Origin of the sequence: Wolbachia endosymbiont (group A) of Ancistrocerus nigricornis, assembly GCF_947250785.1 — a bacterium.
Taxonomy (GTDB): Bacteria; Pseudomonadota; Alphaproteobacteria; order Rickettsiales; family Anaplasmataceae; genus Wolbachia; species Wolbachia pipientis.
The window spans coordinates 1195116-1211546 of record NZ_OX366348.1 but is presented as its reverse complement, the minus strand read 5'-3'; the positions used below and the strand labels follow the sequence as shown (position 1 = coordinate 1211546).

The 16431-nt window shown below is 34.9% G+C and carries 17 protein-coding genes and 3 pseudogenes; 6 read left to right on the top strand and 14 right to left on the bottom strand.

From position 1 onward, the window contains the following. The first annotated feature begins 60 nt into the window (after nt 1–60). On the top strand, nt 61–495 hold the full coding sequence (locus OOK90_RS06165) for a hypothetical protein (protein WP_209472434.1): 435 nt from the start codon (nt 61–63) through the stop codon (nt 493–495). A 70-nt stretch (nt 496–565) separates the two neighbouring features. On the opposite strand, the gene ccmE is transcribed toward OOK90_RS06165, so the two are convergent. From ccmE to OOK90_RS06125, 8 genes are read right to left on the bottom strand one after another with little or no spacing between them, the layout of a single operon-like run. Further along, complete coding sequence (ccmE, locus tag OOK90_RS06160) at nt 566–958, bottom strand: cytochrome c maturation protein CcmE (protein ID WP_174515681.1); 393 nt, start codon at nt 956–958, stop codon at nt 566–568. Beyond that, nucleotides 942–1079 (bottom strand): CcmD-like small membrane protein, encoded by a 138-nt coding sequence (locus tag OOK90_RS06155; protein WP_209472432.1) that lies wholly within the window; start codon nt 1077–1079, stop codon nt 942–944. Before OOK90_RS06155 ends, ccmE begins: the two co-directional genes overlap by 17 nt. Beyond that, a complete protein-coding gene (locus OOK90_RS06150; RefSeq protein ID WP_264705882.1) occupies nt 1076–1948 on the bottom strand; it encodes a biotin--[acetyl-CoA-carboxylase] ligase in 873 nt (290 codons plus the stop codon). Before OOK90_RS06150 ends, OOK90_RS06155 begins: the two co-directional genes overlap by 4 nt. Before the next feature lie 4 nt (nt 1949–1952). Then, nucleotides 1953–3338, bottom strand: a complete 1386-nt coding sequence (locus OOK90_RS06145) for an NADH-quinone oxidoreductase subunit N (RefSeq protein WP_209472428.1) — start codon at nt 3336–3338, stop codon at nt 1953–1955. Further along, nucleotides 3335–4777: a complex I subunit 4 family protein gene (locus OOK90_RS06140; protein ID WP_010962955.1), complete on the bottom strand. Its 1443-nt coding sequence runs from the start codon at nt 4775–4777 to the stop codon at nt 3335–3337. The genes OOK90_RS06145 and OOK90_RS06140 overlap by 4 nt, the downstream gene beginning before the upstream one ends. Nucleotides 4778–4780: 3 nt before the next feature. Beyond that, on the bottom strand, nt 4781–6628 hold the full coding sequence (nuoL, locus tag OOK90_RS06135; RefSeq protein WP_264705881.1) for an NADH-quinone oxidoreductase subunit L: 1848 nt from the start codon (nt 6626–6628) through the stop codon (nt 4781–4783). A 4-nt stretch (nt 6629–6632) separates the two neighbouring features. After that, on the bottom strand, nt 6633–6941 hold the full coding sequence (gene nuoK, locus OOK90_RS06130) for an NADH-quinone oxidoreductase subunit NuoK (protein ID WP_010962953.1): 309 nt from the start codon (nt 6939–6941) through the stop codon (nt 6633–6635). Beyond that, the gene (locus OOK90_RS06125; RefSeq protein WP_010962952.1) at nt 6932–7519 is read right to left on the bottom strand and encodes an NADH-quinone oxidoreductase subunit J; all 588 of its coding nucleotides are present in this window, start codon (nt 7517–7519) and stop codon (nt 6932–6934) included. The genes nuoK and OOK90_RS06125 overlap by 10 nt, the downstream gene beginning before the upstream one ends. A gap of 212 nt (nt 7520–7731) precedes the next feature. On the opposite strand from OOK90_RS06125, the gene OOK90_RS06120 reads away from it, so the two are divergent. Beyond that, on the top strand, nt 7732–8160 hold the full coding sequence (locus OOK90_RS06120) for a WD_0964 family protein (RefSeq protein ID WP_010082321.1): 429 nt from the start codon (nt 7732–7734) through the stop codon (nt 8158–8160). A 127-nt stretch (nt 8161–8287) separates the two neighbouring features. Further along, on the top strand, nt 8288–10204 hold the full coding sequence (locus OOK90_RS06115; RefSeq protein WP_264338041.1) for an ATP-dependent helicase: 1917 nt from the start codon (nt 8288–8290) through the stop codon (nt 10202–10204). A 223-nt stretch (nt 10205–10427) separates the two neighbouring features. Here OOK90_RS06115 and OOK90_RS06110 read toward each other — a convergent pair whose 3' ends face one another. The 5 genes from OOK90_RS06110 to OOK90_RS06095 all read right to left on the bottom strand — a co-directional run bounded on the left by OOK90_RS06110 (nt 10428) and on the right by OOK90_RS06095 (nt 12611). Beyond that, on the bottom strand, nt 10428–10571 hold the full coding sequence (locus OOK90_RS06110; RefSeq protein ID WP_022626389.1) for a Putative reverse transcriptase: 144 nt from the start codon (nt 10569–10571) through the stop codon (nt 10428–10430). 162 nt (nt 10572–10733) lie between these two features. Further along, complete coding sequence (locus OOK90_RS06610; RefSeq protein ID WP_238513961.1) at nt 10734–10970, bottom strand: hypothetical protein; 237 nt, start codon at nt 10968–10970, stop codon at nt 10734–10736. A 17-nt stretch (nt 10971–10987) separates the two neighbouring features. Further along, nucleotides 10988–11116 carry a hypothetical protein gene (locus OOK90_RS06105; RefSeq protein WP_255317429.1) on the bottom strand — a complete coding sequence of 43 codons (129 nt, stop codon included), beginning with the start codon at nt 11114–11116 and terminating at the stop codon, nt 10988–10990. Between the two features lie 33 nt (nt 11117–11149). Then, nucleotides 11150–11353, bottom strand: coding sequence for an IS5 family transposase (locus OOK90_RS06100; protein ID WP_007549940.1), 204 nt, complete (start codon nt 11351–11353; stop codon nt 11150–11152). A 91-nt stretch (nt 11354–11444) separates the two neighbouring features. Beyond that, complete coding sequence (locus OOK90_RS06095) at nt 11445–12611, bottom strand: aspartate kinase (protein ID WP_010962950.1); 1167 nt, start codon at nt 12609–12611, stop codon at nt 11445–11447. Between the two features lie 135 nt (nt 12612–12746). Here OOK90_RS06095 and OOK90_RS06785 point away from each other — a divergent pair. Then, a pseudogene (locus tag OOK90_RS06785) lies at nt 12747–12923 on the top strand (WPE palindromic element domain-containing protein); the annotation flags it as partial. Nucleotides 12924–13037: 114 nt separating this feature from the next. On the opposite strand, the gene OOK90_RS06085 reads toward OOK90_RS06785, so the two are convergent. After that, complete coding sequence (locus OOK90_RS06085) at nt 13038–14492, bottom strand: hypothetical protein (protein WP_264705880.1); 1455 nt, start codon at nt 14490–14492, stop codon at nt 13038–13040. Between the two features lie 343 nt (nt 14493–14835). On the opposite strand from OOK90_RS06085, the pseudogene OOK90_RS06080 reads away from it, so the two are divergent. Beyond that, a pseudogene (locus OOK90_RS06080) lies at nt 14836–16182 on the top strand (IS110 family RNA-guided transposase). Next, nucleotides 16183–16293: pseudogene (locus OOK90_RS06075) on the top strand (IS110 family transposase); the annotation flags it as partial. Nucleotides 16294–16431 lie beyond the last annotated feature (138 nt).

Here is a 16431-nt window from a genome sequence, read left to right as displayed (position 1 = left end):
ACATACCATTTCAATGTAGCTGAGTTGATTTTAAAAGTATAATTTTTTATAGAAGTTAATATGAGTAATTACAGTGTAAAAGAAAGCGAAAGCAACTTTGAATTAATAAGCGAAATAGGCGGAGATAACCCTAGAGTAATAGACGACATAGAGGTCAAAATTAAGCCTAAATCTTTTGAGAGCGATAAAGAAAAGAATGCATCGGTCAATTACGTTCACAAAATTCTAGATAAACTAATCGCAGATTTAAACGACACATTTGTTCCTAAATTGAATAATGAGCTGAAGGATCGTCAAGATGAAGTGGATCTATTGTATAAAGATTTAGATAGGCTTGAGATGATAGCTATAGAGGCTGAGAAGGATTATAAAATTTTGGAAGGAAACCTTAACAACCTAAAAGAAGAGGTTGAAAAATTAAAAACAGGAACAATTGGTGGTGATAATATGATGAATGGGAAGCACCAACTCACTCTGATATATTGTAGTAGTTAGGAAAGTCACAGCTTGCTAGCAGGCTGTTACTCTCTCTACATACTATTTCAATATAGCCAGATTAAGGAATCTATTTTAAAACTTTCGGCATATAGTTCTCATCATGTTTTGCAAACACCGTATCTGCAAGAAAGGTATTATTATCAGACATTTTACCTTGCACAACAACACCACTTTTTTCTGAAAACATCGGTGGAAGTATTCCCTGGTATTTTACCACAACGCTTTTGTTAAAATCTGTCATTTGAAAAACTACTTCACTTTCGCTCCGTATCACACTATCTTCAACAACCATTCCACCAACACGGATTGGCTTTTGACTATTTGGTAAAACTATTGCCTCACTTACTGTATAGAAAAATGAGATATTTTCTTTGAGCGTTGTTAAAATAAAAAAGACTATGCAGCTTAAAAAGCAGAAAATTCCTGAAGTTATAAGTAATCGCTTATGTTTCTTCTTCATTATTATCTTTCAGGCTTTCTAGAATTTTTTTACTTTTAGTATAGCAAGAAATGGTAAAAATTAGCTCTCCAACAATCAGCGTGAAACTAATAAGGTAAGCAAAAATTACATATGTATTCATAATGCACTGCCAATAAATAACTCACCTGCATCAAAATAAATTAAGCTTCCATCCTTTTGCTGCAACACCAATTTACCACTTTTATCTATATCAGCAAAAATTCCTTCATACAATTTGTCAGCTAACTTTACACTGATTTGCTCATTCATTTTGAATGCTTTTTTTAACCACATTTCTCTTATAGCATAAAACCCATCAAATAGCCATTGCTTTCTTAGCTTATTAAAATTTATTATTAATTCCTTTAACAGATCTATGTTAGACACAGACTCACCGTAATTGCTAATGCACGTTGTTCCTGGAAGTGGTGCATGACTGACATTAATTCCAATTCCTATAATGAGCCAATTCGAATTGGATCTTTTTTCAAGCAATATTCCGCTTATTTTCTTGCCATCAATAAGGGCATCATTTGGCCACTTATACTGGAGATTTAGACCATTTATAAATGACAGTATAGTATTTCCAACAGCAAGAGCAGTAACAAAAGTCAATTCTGTTAATTTGCTAACATCCGCAATTTTATTCACCAAACCCTTCTCTGTCATCCCAATGCCCTCTGATGTCATCCCAGTGCTTGACACTGGGATCCATTCTTCTTTTTTTCTAGATTCCAGCTTCACGCGCTGGAATGACACCGAAAGCTGGCTTTCATTCAGATAATCGTTAAAGAGGTTTATCACCAAACTCGCATAAAAATTACCCTCTGGAGAAACCCAACTTTTTCCGGTGCGCCCCCTGCCTTCTGTTTGTTTATCGGCAATAATAACGGTTTCATTTGATATTCCTTTATCAATTAAATCCAACGCTTCTTTATTAGTGCTTGAAACTTCTTTGTAATGATGAATATGAAAGGCCTCAGGGATCACCTTGTCAGCCCTTTAGTTCAATGAGTGAGTAAAGATCTTCTACATACAAGAAAAGAACGAGGTTGATCAGTGAAGCCACTGAAGTGATAATGAATAGACCCTTAGAATAAGCAACCTTATTACCACTAGCTTTATCAAAATACATAACTTTCATGATATTTAAATAATAGTAGCATGATATCACACTCGCTATTACAAGGATCAAGGACAGGCTGATAAAGCCAGAATTTATTAAACTTTTGAATATAAAAAATTTAGCGAAAAACCCAGCAAGTGGAGGTATTCCCGACATTGAGAGTAACAGCACAGAAAGATGAAATGCTACAATTGGGCGTTTCTTCCCTATACCAGATAAATTTGCAATATCACAATCGTCATCGTCAATTTGTACGAGATATGAGAATAGCCCTATGCTTGTGATGATATATATCACCAGATACATTAAGGCACTATCTGTTCCTGCTTGTGTAAAAATAGAAAGTGAAGCAAATATAAAACCAATGTGACCAATTGAACTGTAAGCAAGCAGCCTTTTTAAGTTTTGCTGACGTAAGGCCCCAAAAGCTGAGATAAGCACAGACAATGCTGAAACGTATAAGAAAATAGGCTGAACATAACTTTTTACATTTACTAACTCTTCATTCATCAATCGAATTAAAAATGTTACAAGTGCAGCTTTTGGGGCCGTAGAAAAAAACGCAGTTACTATGGTAGGTGCACCTTGATAGACATCTGGAGCCCACATATGAAAAGGAGCAATAGCAAGCTTGAAACACAAACCAATTAGGACAAAGACTAACCCAAAAACTATTCCATAAGTTATCTGATGGTTTTGCAAGAATGAACCGAGCTCAGAGAAATTGACTTGTCCTGTATATCCATAAAGCAGCGACATTCCATATAGCATAATGCAGGAAGATAATGCACTGAGTGTAAAATATTTCACTCCTGCTTCACATGAATAAATCGAATCTTTATTAAAGCTCGCAAGAACATACAAAGATATACTCATCAACTCAAAAGCTAAATAAAAAGAAATCAGACTATTTGCTGAAACCAAAGTTATCATGCCAAATAGCGCAAAAAGAATCAGCATTGAAAATTCATACTTATAGTCATATTTTGATAAATTCAGCATCAAAAGTATTAAAATTCCTGTGCTGAGAATTAACCCTTGGGCTGACCTGATGTATAAATTGAGTTTTAACAACGAATTAAAGAGAAAAATTTCATTGTTTTCTGCCGAAAGAATTAAAATAATCAAAGTTACCACTGTGCAGCCAAGTGCTAATAAGTTGATAGTTCTGCGGTTAAATATAATCCCAAGCAGCAGCAACACTAACGAGGAGATAATAGAGAACGTTTCCGGCAATATCTGTATATAATTCATAGCGCATTATATTTGACTAACAAATTTGCCATACATGGCTTCAAATAATTCAGTGCAAGGGTTGGGTAAAATCCAAGCAAAATAACAAACACTGCAAGCAGAATTAAGACAGAAAATTCTATGCTATCCAAACGGTTATTTAATAATTTAGAATAGCTAACCCCCCATATTATTTGCTTACATAAATTCAGCATATAAACTGCGCTTAAAATAGTGCCAAGTGCGATAAATCCTGTAAAAAACCCTATGCTCTTAAACATTCCAACCATAGCCAAAAACTCACCTGCGAACCCAGATGTTCCAGGTAGCCCTATTGAAGCCATTGAAAATAAAATGAACATAAAACCAAATTTTGGCATTGTGTTTACTATGCCAAAATATTTTGCAATCTCCAAAGTTCCAGTTCGAGTATATAGCATTCCAACACATAAAAATAAAGCAGCAGAAATAAGGCCATGACTAATCATTTGAAATATGCTACCCAGTACTCCTTCCTCACAAAATGAAAAGAGGCCAGCAGTAACGATCCCCATATGTGCTATTGAAGAATAAGCTATTAACTTCTTTATATCATCTTGAGCAAACGCAACTAGAGAAGCATATATCACCGCAATAATGCTCAGCACAACAACGAAATTTGAAAAATACAAACTTGCCTGAGGAAGCATTGGAATAGAAAACCTTAAAAATCCATATCCCCCCATTTTAATAAGCAAGCCAGCTAAAATCACAGATCCAGAAGTTGGTGATTGCACATGTGCATCAGGAAGCCAAGTGTGAAATGGAAACATCGGTACTTTTATTGCAAAAGAAATAAAAAATGCAATCCACAGCAATGACTGCACTTCAAGATCAAGGCTTGGCACTAATGTAGCTAATTTTTGTATATTAAACGTTCCAAAAATGTTATAGATGTAAACCAATCCAAGTAGAAATAATAATGAGCCAGTTAATGTATAAAGAAACAACTTAAACGTTGCATATACCCTGTGTTTTCCTCCCCAGATGCCAATAATAAAGAACATTGGTATTAAAACAGCTTCAAAAAACACATAAAAGCTTATAGCATTCAGTGAAACGAAAAAACCGACTACAAAACTCTCAAGCAGTAGAAACAATGCCATATAGGCTTTTAGGGTCGTATAACTCATTTTGCAGTTGTAGAGTATACAAATTACAAACAAGAAAGTTGTAAGCAGAAGGAAAAGCAACGATATACCATCTATCCCTATTCCAACATTTCTAATTGGGTAGCTGACAAACTGAAAGTCCGCATTGTTATAATCAAATTCTATACAAGCTACAATGCTAAGCAAAAATGGAAGTACAGCAAAAAATAGAGCAAGGAATCTTAAGTGTATAGATTGATGATTAATCCTGATTAAGGATAAAATCAACGCTCCTATCAGTGGAAGCAAGAATATACTAAGTAACAACACCTTCTATTTAATTCCAATAATATATAAAGCACCGATTATTAGAGTAACAAACATAATAAATGCATAATCAAATATATAACCAGTTTGTAACTTTATAGAACTTTTTGAACATTCATTAACCAACCTTACAACACCATTTGGTCCAAATGAATCAATAGCCTTAACATCAAACTTCCATAGAAGCCTAGATATAAACCTTATCGGTGCAATTATAACAAACTCATACACCTCATCAAAGTACCATTTATTCTGCAAAAACTTAAGTAAAAATTTACTCTTAATTTGCCTAATTACTTGATATTGGTAAATTAGGTACGCAAGTGCTATTCCACTTAGGCTTGCTAAGGTTGGCAGTAGTTTTATAAAGAAATTATGAACTCCATGCTCATCAATCATCACTAAACTTGATTTCCAAAACGCATTACTAGTTATGTTCAAAATATTTGCTCCCCATATTCCAGAAAATACTGATCCAAAAGCGAGTATCAGTAATGGTATAAGCATAATCTTTGGTGCCTCATGTATATTAATTTTACTTTGTTTTTGGCTGTGGAACACAAGAAGCAATAACCTCCAAGAGTAAAACGCTGTGAAGAATGCAACAACTAAGCTTATTACAAAAGCAAAGCTATCCGTGCTATAAGCATGTTCAATTATCAAATCCTTTGAATAAAAACCTGCAAATGGGAATATCCCAGAAAGCGCAAGAGATCCAATCCACATGAGAGCGTAAGTGCAAGGGATTTTCTTCCAGCAATTTCCCATTTTCTGAATGTTTTGCTCATGATGCATTGCATGAATCACATTGCCAGCACCAAGAAATAGTAGAGCTTTAAAAAAAGCGTGTGTCATTAAATGAAAAATAGCAACATTGTAAGCAGAAAGCCCACATGCCATGAACATATAACCAAGTTGACTGCAGGTTGAATAAGCAATTATTTTCTTTATATCGTTCTGAGTAATTGCAACGGTGGCTGCAAAAAAAGCAGTGAGTGCTCCAACGATAACTATTAATTCTCGTGCCACATTTGATAACTCAAACAATGGAGAACACTTTGCTACTAAAAATATACCTGCTGTTACCATCGTTGCTGCGTGAATAAGTGCAGAAACAGGAGTTGGCCCTTCCATTGCATCTGGCAACCAAACATGTAAACCAAGCTGTGCAGATTTACCCATACAGCCAATAAAAAGTAATATGCATATTATATGAGTTACTTTGAATTCACAGCAGAATGCCCTAATGTTCTGCGTGCCAAGAAGATCAGTTGTGTCAAAAACTTCAGTAAAATTCAAAGAGTGAAATGTATAATAAATAAGAAAGATTCCAATCAATAGTGCAAAGTCTCCTACCCTATTCACAACAAATGCTTTAATTGCTGCATTATTTGCAGAATATTTTTGGAACCAAAATCCTATGAGTAAATAAGAACATAGGCCAACCCCTTCCCAGCCAAAAAAAAGCTGCACGAAATTATTGCTTACAACCAGCACAATCATGCAAAACGTAAATAGCGATAGGTAAGAAAAAAACCTCGACTTCCCCTTATCATGCTCCATATAACCGATAGAGTAGAGATGTACTACCAGTGAAACGGTGGTAATAACAATAAGCATTAAGGATGAGAGAGCATCCACACTAATTGCCCAATTTACTTTTAAGATGCTCAATGAAAACAAAGGAAATAAACTCAAGTGATAATTTTCAGAGAAGGTGAGAAAAACATACCAAGATAAAACTGCAGATATTCCAATCCCTGCCGTTGTAACTAACTGACTTTTTCTAAAAAGTGCTGCAAATAGCGAACCAAAAAGTGGCAAAAATACTATTAATTTCAGTATATCCATCATACTTTCATTCTTTCATTAAATTTGCTTGTTCAACATCTATATTGCCACGGCTTCTATAATATACAACCAATATTGCAAGCCCAACTCCTGACTCTGCTGCCGCAACAGTCAACACAAACATCACAAAAATTTGCCCAACTATATCATTCATAAAGGCAGAAAAAGCAACTAGATTGATGTTAATCGCCAACAATAATATTTCTATTGATAACAATATATTGATTATGCTCTTACGGTTGATGAAAATACCGCACACCCCAACAGTGAACAAAATAGCAGCAACTATCAAAAAATGATTTAATCCTATTTCCATTCCACTCCTTTTCCAAATTTAGCCTTAACCAATTTTACAGATGAAGATTGCGTCAATTGCTTTAATACATTCTGTTTTTTAACTCCTTTTTTCTTGTCCTGCAAAGTAAGAGCAATTGCACCGACAATTGCAACAAGTAGCAAAATTCCAGAAAGATGAAAAGCGTACATGTAGTCAGTGTAGAGCAAATTACCGATAGCTTTCACGTTATTGGCATTATAGTTTATAACATTACTTATATTCAGCGTTGAGCTGCGGATTACAAAACTGATAATCAAAAAAAACACACCACACAATATAGCACCAAGAGTGAAATGCTTCGCAAAACCCTGGCGCAATCTTATGTAGTCAATATCGAGCATCATAACTACAAAGAGGAACAACACTGCAACTGCACCGATGTATACTATCAGTACCATCATAGCGATGAATTCAGCTCCAAGGAGAATGAAAAGCACTGCAGAGTTAACGAAGGTGAAAATTAAAAATAATACTGCATGCACAGGATTTCTTACACTAATTACGCATACAGCAGATAAAATGCTAAGAATTGCAAAAAAATAAAAGAAAAAAGGCATTGATACTTTAACTGCAACAATAGTTACTAATTTAAAGTGACTATCGTTGTAAAGTCAATATTATATTAAACGTTTGAAAACATTGTACTACAAAGCTCCAGCTCCATTTTAAATTATTATACAGAGCGCTTTCTAAGTGCTTAATCAATACACTAAGTCCTTAATTTATCAATATATAATATGTGTATGTTAGTAATTAATGGCGGCTCAAAATGTACAACATATTTGGTTATTTTAAAAGCAACAATAGTTCTAACGCACAAAGTAGCAGACTAGATGGAGAAAGTTATCAATACACCACAAGAGACTATATGACAATTTACTTTAATAACACACTAGCAAGTTTCAGTAGATCATTGAGAGAATTTAAAGAAAAAGCGTATGGATTTATGTATGATATCGGAACTTGGTTGAAAGAAACATATGAAAATCTCACTGAACGACCTGCAACGCATAATCGCTATACCCCAAAAGAAAAACCCCTTGTTGAAGTTGAAGAAATAGAAATGAAGGAACTAAACCGTACATATAAGCCATTCCAAACTCCACTTATCCACCCAACAAGCAGAAGTTCTGGTGCCAATACCTCAAATCAAGTTGTTGTTACTCGACATACACCTGAAACTACTAAAACAAAATAGATGTAAAACCTACGTTTAAATATGTAGTACTTGAGTGAAGCATTCTTTAACTGTTCTATTCAATAAAACCTTTACAATATTTCAATCATAGGTTTAACTTTACGAAGTTATAATCTATAGGGCTACGATGAACGATTATCTCTCACTGCTAAATCCAGAACAACAATCAGCTGTAACTAACATAGATGGACCAGTTTTGATACTGGCAGGAGCCGGGACGGGAAAAACAAGAACGATTACTTCAAGAATAGCACACATAATTAGAAACGGTCACGCTTATTCTGATGAGATATTAGCAGTTACATTTACAAATAAAGCAGCAAATGAGATGGTATCAAGGGTACTTGAGCTAACGGGCACAAACATACCATGGCTTGGCACTTTCCATGCAATTGCAGCAAAAATCTTGCGCCTGCACGCAGAAATTGTGGGCTTAAACCCCAATTTTACAATCATTGGTGTGGATGACCAATTACAGGTAATAAAAAATATTATCAATGAAATAAATCCTGATTACCTATCAGAAAAATGTAAGACCATTATGAATATTATTCAGCAATGGAAAGAGAAGTGCTTATTGCCATCTGAAGTGGAAGATATTCAATCATTTAGGCCAGTATATGTAACTGCACTCAAAGTCTATCACCAGTATCAGGAAAGGTTGAAATTCCTTAATTCTGTCGATTTTGGTGACTTATTGCTATATAACATACAGCTCTTTAATCAAAAGACCGAAGTTCTGTCCTACTACCAAAACAAGTTTAAATATGTTATGGTAGATGAATATCAAGATACAAATGCGATACAATATCTTTGGCTAAAATACCTTGCAAAAGAGCACTCAAATATTTGCTGTGTAGGAGATGATGACCAGTCGATATATAGTTGGCGTGGTGCAGAAGTTGAAAATATTTTGAAGTTTTCTGATGATTTTAAAAATGCAAAAACCGTTAAACTAGAGTGTAACTACAGGTCAACATCCCACATACTTGCAACTGCGTCATATGTTATCAATCACAATAAGACTCGCTTAGAAAAAAAATTGTGGACAACAAACATTGAAGGGGAAAAGGTAAATCTAATAAAATTATGGGATGGGAAAGCTGAAGCAAGGTTCATAAGCGAACAGATATTGAAACTCAATAAATACAGATTTAGTGACATTGCAGTGCTGGTAAGGGCCACTTTTCAAACTAGAGTTCTCGAAGAGTATTTTATAAAATATTCAATTCCCTACAAGATTATAAGTGGCGTAAAATTCTACGAACGTCAGGAAGTCAGGGATATAATTGCATATTTAAGACTTGTTACAAACAATAACGATGACTTAGCTTTCGAAAGGATAGTAAATCGGCCAAAAAGAAGCATAGGAGCTACAACTCTAAAGAAAATATACACGACTGCTCAGGATAACAAAATTTCTTTTTTTGAGGCAGCAAAAATATTAGTTAATAGTAATCAGGTAACCGAAAGAATTAAACTCTCACTCAACGATTTTTTAAATAAAATTAAAGCTTGGGAAGAAATAGTAAGCGTAAAACCACTGCATGAATTCGTTAAAATCGTAGCAAACCAATCAGGATATATTGAAATGCTTGAAAATGAGGAGGTAACAGGCTTAGCACGAATAGAAAATGTTAAAGAGCTCATCTCATCTTTAAAAAATTTCGATAATGCCACAACTTTCTTGGAGCATATAAGTCTGGTGATGGAAGTGGATAATATGAATAACGATGACACCGTATATGTTATGACTCTTCATGCAGCCAAAGGACTTGAATTCCCGTGCGTGTTTCTACCTGGTTGGGAAGAGGGATTATTTCCTCATCAAAGATCTTTTGATGACAAAAGTGGTAAAGCTTTAGAAGAAGAAAGGAGACTCGCATATGTTGGCATAACCAGAGCCAAAGAAAGGTTAATCATTTCATGTGCAGATAGGAGGGAAATTAACAACCAGTGGCAACCGATGCGCACTTCTCGGTTCATTAAAGAATTGCCAAGAGAAAATGTTGAGGTAATTAAAAGCAACATTGCCTACTGTTGAAGCTATAATTGCAGATAAACATATCTTACAAATCTGAATTACTTTAACTATATGTTTCTCCTGGCAAAAATTCTGTAACCGTTCACACTTAATTCTTCAATCTCATACCAATTTCTATTACATAACAAACAAATAGACAATAGAAGTGAGAAGGTTATACTAAGGCAGTATAATGATGGAGTTTTGGAATGGCATTGGTATCAGGTTGCAATTTTAGCTTACATTATGCCAATCTTTCTTCAATTGCTGCTCGCATAAATTCTGCCTGTCTTTTAGTTCTGCAGTGCACTATCGCATCATCCACATATCTTTCAAATGGTACTGTTGGGTGATTTTGTTTCATCCATATATCAAATGCATGGTGCATAAATATGTTTGAAATGATTGGGCTTATTGAACCTCCTTGCGGAACTCCTTTTTTCCCTAACTACCTTACTGCCATCTGCTTGCTGAATAGGGGATTTCATCCACCTTTCAACATACAGTATGACCCATTTGCAGTCTGTGTGCTTCTTGATAGCCTGCAGTGCTAAATTGTGGTCCAGATTGTCGAAAAATCCTGTAACATCAACAGCTTTCTTGGTAATCGTATCCTGTCTCCAATAAACAGCGGTTTTGCTATGTATCCTTGATCAGCAAAAAACTTACGTAAAGTTGGAGCCTTGTATTTAGCTTGAGTGAAAAGATTTAGAGCACCATCACGATCTTGAACACTTGCACTATGAACATCAGCCGCAATAATTAAGCCCACTGTATCTACAACAATATGACGTTTTCTACCCTTTATTTTTTTTTCAGCATCATATCCTCTGGATCCCCTTTTTGAGTGGTTTTTACTGATTGACTGTCAATTATTCCTACTGAAGGTGTTTCATTTTTACCAAACATTTTTCTTACCTCTTTTACTAGCATATTATGTATTTTTTCCAATTTGCCATTACTACGTCACCTGAGAAAATAGTCATACACCGTCTTCCATGGAGGAAAATCTTTCGGCAGCATTCTCCATTGACAACCACCTCTCATTATATACCTTATTGCATTAATAATTGTTCTGATATTGTGCTTTCTTGGCCTCCCTATCTTTCCTTGTGCAACATGTGGCTCCAAAATTTCCCATTCCTTATCACTTATATCACTTGGATACAATTTTCCCTCCTATTTTTTACTTACACTATCATATTTTTTTCCTCATTCCTTTTTAAGACATACTCTTAGACAACTGGACGTCAAGCCTATCCTAGTGCTGCATATCAAGCTCATACTCAGTATGTAAATCTTTGACTAAAGCTACAGCGCATTCTTTTTGAACAATTATACTGATTTTGATTTCAGATGTTGTGATAGCAAGTATTTCTATCTTTTTTTCGCTTAAAACCTTGAGTGTGCGGTGCATCACTTCAGTGTTAGACATAACACCAATACCAATTATTGAAATTTTAGCTACATTATCGTTTATAGCATAATTTTCATTCTTATTCAGTAACTTTTCCATTAAATCAATATCAAATTTGGAGATAACAAAACTTGACCCATGTATCATATCAATTTTAACGTTTGCTCCTGCTATATCTCTTAAAGTACGCAAGTTATTTGCAAGGTTAGTGAAAGTTACAAGAGCTTCATTAGTGCTATAAGTTATTCCAGTAATTAAGTATCTCTCTAGTACATCCCTTTTGTGTAGCACTGTGGTGCCTTCTACTTCCTTAAAAGTGGATAGCACTTGCACTTTAATGTTATGTTTCATTGCAAGTTGTACTGAACGATTATGCAGTATTTTAGCACCAGATGACGACATTTCCAACATTTCATCGTAAGAGATAAATTTGAGCTTGCGTGCCTTTGGAACAATTCTCGGGTCTGCTGTATATATTCCATCAATATCAGTAAAAATTTCGCAAGTTCTAACACCAAAGGCTACCGCGAAGGCAACTGCTGATATATCAGAGCCTCCTCTTCCAAAAGTAGTGATTCTATCATCATTTATACCCTGAAAACCAGCAATGATCGCAGCAGTATAACCCTCAGCAAAAGATCTTTTCACACGTTCAATCTTTATTGTTTTTATTTTAGACTCAGAATAAAAATCATCAGTTACAATTGGTAACTGCCAGGCAAGCCACGATTTAGCATTAACTCCGATCGATTGGAGAGTGATAGCTAATAGACCGCAAGAGATTTGTTCTCCTGCTGAAAGCATAACGTCATACTCTGATAACTCTTGTCTATAACTTAAATTTGAGATTTGCCTAGCCTGAAAAACCATTTGGTCAGTAAATCCTGCAACAGCAGATACAACAACGATTACATTACAACCTTTCTCAATATCGTTTTTTATCAAATTTGCAACTCGGTTTAAATCAGTTAGCGAAGTCCCACCAAATTTTTTTATGATTATTTTGTCCATAGTTACAATATAACTCTCTTCTGAAGAAAAATATAGTTTTTGTAGAGATAGCAGCTTGCAAGCCATTCAGAAAAGGGAAGACAAAGCTATAGCTAACGCGTCATACCACGATTCATTCCATAGCTGTACGAACATTCATTTTTGAAGGTAAATTGCACAGCAAATGGTGTCATCCCAGTGCCTAGACACTGGGATCCAGAAGACTTAATTTCAACCAAGTGGCTGCATAATAAAGGCTGGATTCCAGTGCCAAGCACTGGAATGACACCCTCCCTTGTGGAAATTGCTCTCAAATCACAATGTTCGTACAGCTATGGATTCATTCGCGGTATAGATTCCGCTAACTAGTAGCGGAATGACGAATTTGTTGTTTTAAAATTGTCAGTAAATCTAAGTCAGTTTAGCTATATAGCACGAACTAAACCACTAAGCAGCAGAAGACCTTGCATGACCTCCAAAAAATGTTTTTACTCTTTCAAGATAAGTAAGTGGTTCTGCAGGAATTTCTATCTCGTCTATCTTATAAGATATTGCTGCATCTATGACTTCATCTGTTATTAATTCTCTTAGCCTTTGTTTTATTTGCCCTCTCCGAATATGTTCTCCATAGTCGTTATAAAACTTTACATATAATTCCTTAAACACAAATTCTTTTATAGCATCTCTTGTATAAGAAATGCCATCCTTTACTTCATCACTCACGCTGCTCAAATCCACCCCAGAACTTGGTGAATACAAATTATCAAAATTTTCTTTCAAAACTTTTATTTTATGGTAGTGCTTATCCACATATTTCTCAAGAAATCTTTTAGTAGCATCACTAGCCAACTTTCCTATTGGCTGAGGCTCTAGTTGAGCTGCAAAATTATTTTTCGCTTTAAGACCACTTAATGCATAAATGATACGGTTGAGCATTCCAGGACCACATTGGCGATTACTTTCCTCAAAGCGAACCAGTAATATAGACTTCAATAATTCTATATCTGCATTTTGCTTTCTTGCCGCAATTAAAACTAAATTTATAGCCTGTGTCAATGTCAATCCGGTTTGTGAATCTGCCCAATTTACCCACTCCCCAGTTTCATAACCATCCAATCTTAGATAAGGTTCTATCATTCGTTTTTGCTGACTTGTTAAACCGCTTATATAACTTTTAAACTCTTCATCCAACTCATTTAACGGCGTACCATGTTCTTCCTTTAATTTTTTGGCACATTCAATAACGCTTTGCTGAAAACTTCTAGTATGAACGCTCTGACTACTAGTACCCACATCACTTACATTAAACAAAAAGCTTAGCTGCTTTACATTCAAACCCAAAGGTGAAAAGAGTTTTACTGATGGATATTTTATTAACTCAAGAAGTGCTACTGGAATTAGCAGTGCATAATTTAACAATAATAAACCAAAATTAAATATAAGAAACCCACGTATAGCTGATACCTTTGATGCAATATACAAAAATGGAAGCTGTAGGTAATATATCAAGTGTATACTGAAGAATAAGATTTTGTCCTTTAATTTTATTGTTGGATCTTTATAAACCTCAAACAACATGCTATTGCTATCAATATTGTTGTTTTTAAAGGAGGTATAGTTGTTTATGATCTTCTCTTGCAAGGGAAGAAGCATTTTATTCAGGCAAATAAACGCAGCAATAACAATAAAACCTGTAGCCAAAAATGCTAGTGCAGGGCTAGAAGTGCTTGTAGATAAATAGGCATAAAGACCATCAACAATTAAGTTTTTGTATAATCTTTCAAAGGGACGAACTAGAATCGGGTCAAGGATATAGTTAACAAGAAGATTTAAATAATACACGAGAAACAAAAGTTCAATAATACTACAAACAACCAAAAATGCTTTTAATCTCGGATTCATAACCCCCTCTTAATAATCTGTTAATATAATCTATTTTAGGAATAAATTGAAAAAAATGCAAGTTTTTATGTTAAAAGCCCAGAACAGATAAAATCTGTAAAACCAAAAAGAAACTCCCTCTTTACTTTATGTTCTTTGGGTATAGTGTTATGAAGAAGCGCTTCTGCAGCTATAACCGAAACAATCAATGGTGCTATAAATGCCCGTTTGAAAGCATGGTTTTGGGGGAAATGGTAAAACCATTGATGGAGTTCTTTTTGGGCTACCTCGTTTAGAAGATTGTATAACCTAACCGTCCCAAGCTGAAGTGCTTCTTATCATAATAATATAGGAGGGATTTTATATGGCAGAAGCAAAAAGTAAATTAAAAACAATAAACCTTGATGCAGCAGGGATTGATATTGGCTCGACTGTACATTATGTATGTGTACCTGAAGGAAGAGATGAACAACGTATCCAAAAATTTGGGTGCTTTACAGTAGATCTACACAACTTAGCAAAGTGGTTAAAAAAGTGTCAGGTTAGAACTGTAGCCATGGAGTCAACTGGAGTATATTGGATTCCCTTATTTCAAATATTAGAATCACATAAATTTGAAGTAAAATTAGTAAATGCGCGACATGTCAAAAATGTGCCTGGTAGAAAGTCTGATGTTCAAGATTGTCAATGGCTGCAACAATTGCACAGCTATGGACTGCTTCAAGGATCATTTAGACCGGATAATCAAATGTGTGTACTGCGTAGTTACGTTAGACAACGTGCTAATCTAATTGAAAATGCAGCTAAACATACTCAACGTATGCAAAAAGCGCTAATTCAAATGAATATTCAATTACACAAGGTTATTAGTCATATTACTGGGATAACTGGTATGAAAATCATTGAAGCTATAATTGAAGGCGAAAGAGATCCTGAGAAATTGGCTAAATTCAGGGATGCACGAATAAAAAATGATCAGTCTACTATAGCAAAAGCGTTAGCTGGTGATTATAGAGAGGAACACTTGTTTGTGCTAAAACAAGAATATGCAGCATATACTTTTTTTCAAGAGCAAATAACGGGATGTGATAAAAGTATAGAAAATTACTATAAAACATTTGAAACAAAGTCGAATGAGAACAGGGCATTGAATAAGACACGAAAGAGAAAACAGAAGAATAGTCCAGATTTTGCCGTAGATGAAGATTTATATCGAATAACGGGGATGGATTTTACTAGAGTTCCAGGACTTGATGTATTAAGTATACAGGCTATCATTTCAGAAACAGGTATAAATCACAATAAATGGAGGACAGAAAAGCATTTTTCTTCCTGACTCGGATTAAGTCCTGCTAATAAAATTACAGGAGGGAAAATTATTGGAACAAGAACTCGTAAAGTTGTTAATCGTGCTGCAACTGCCTTGCTACTTGCTGCTCATTGTGTATCAAGAAGCAACACTGCACTTGGTGCATACTGCAGGAGGTTAAAGAAGCGACTAGGGATACCAAAAGCGATCACTGCTACAGCAAGGAAATTAGCATGTATTTTTTATAATATGCTAAAATATGGACAAGAATATGTAGAAAAAGGAATGAACTATTATGAAACACTCTACAAAGAGAGAGTAGTCAAAAATTTGACTAAAAAAGCAAAGGAATTTGGTTATATACTAATGAAAGAGGAGCCGATAGATGAAGAAGGTTCTTAGGAGTTTCTTAGAAGTGGTAAGAAGAAGATGGTGGCTATAACAGCCCTAATGCGTAAAATTATAGTAATTGCTAATACAAGACTTAAAGAAGCAATTAATTTGCATACTTAAAAATCTTCACAACGGTAACTGAAATTGGCTAATGAATATGTGCGTCCACACAGACTTAAAGCACATATTCATTAGCTTAAGCAGAAATTGCTGTGGTAGCTGTTTGATATAAAATTCTATTTCTATGACAAACGGGTT

Excerpts from the sequence above, each read along its gene's own strand:
- nuoK (WP_010962953.1), bottom strand. The coding sequence starts at position 6,941 with ATGGAAATAGGATTAAATCATTTTTTGATAGTTGCTGCTATTTTGTTC.
- OOK90_RS06110 (WP_022626389.1), bottom strand. The coding sequence starts at position 10,571 with ATGCACCATGCATTTGATATATGGATGAAACAAAATCACCCAACAGTA.
- OOK90_RS06085 (WP_264705880.1), bottom strand. The coding sequence starts at position 14,492 with ATGAATCCGAGATTAAAAGCATTTTTGGTTGTTTGTAGTATTATTGAA.
- OOK90_RS06155 (WP_209472432.1), bottom strand. The coding sequence starts at position 1,079 with ATGAATACATATGTAATTTTTGCTTACCTTATTAGTTTCACGCTGATT.
- ccmE (WP_174515681.1), bottom strand. The coding sequence starts at position 958 with ATGAAGAAGAAACATAAGCGATTACTTATAACTTCAGGAATTTTCTGC.
- OOK90_RS06120 (WP_010082321.1), top strand. The coding sequence starts at position 7,732 with ATGTACAACATATTTGGTTATTTTAAAAGCAACAATAGTTCTAACGCA.
- OOK90_RS06115 (WP_264338041.1), top strand. The coding sequence starts at position 8,288 with ATGAACGATTATCTCTCACTGCTAAATCCAGAACAACAATCAGCTGTA.
- OOK90_RS06095 (WP_010962950.1), bottom strand. The coding sequence starts at position 12,611 with ATGGACAAAATAATCATAAAAAAATTTGGTGGGACTTCGCTAACTGAT.
- OOK90_RS06125 (WP_010962952.1), bottom strand. The coding sequence starts at position 7,519 with ATGCCTTTTTTCTTTTATTTTTTTGCAATTCTTAGCATTTTATCTGCT.
- nuoL (WP_264705881.1), bottom strand. The coding sequence starts at position 6,628 with ATGATGGATATACTGAAATTAATAGTATTTTTGCCACTTTTTGGTTCG.
- OOK90_RS06105 (WP_255317429.1), bottom strand. The coding sequence starts at position 11,116 with ATGCTAGTAAAAGAGGTAAGAAAAATGTTTGGTAAAAATGAAACACCT.
- OOK90_RS06165 (WP_209472434.1), top strand. The coding sequence starts at position 61 with ATGAGTAATTACAGTGTAAAAGAAAGCGAAAGCAACTTTGAATTAATA.
- OOK90_RS06145 (WP_209472428.1), bottom strand. The coding sequence starts at position 3,338 with ATGAATTATATACAGATATTGCCGGAAACGTTCTCTATTATCTCCTCG.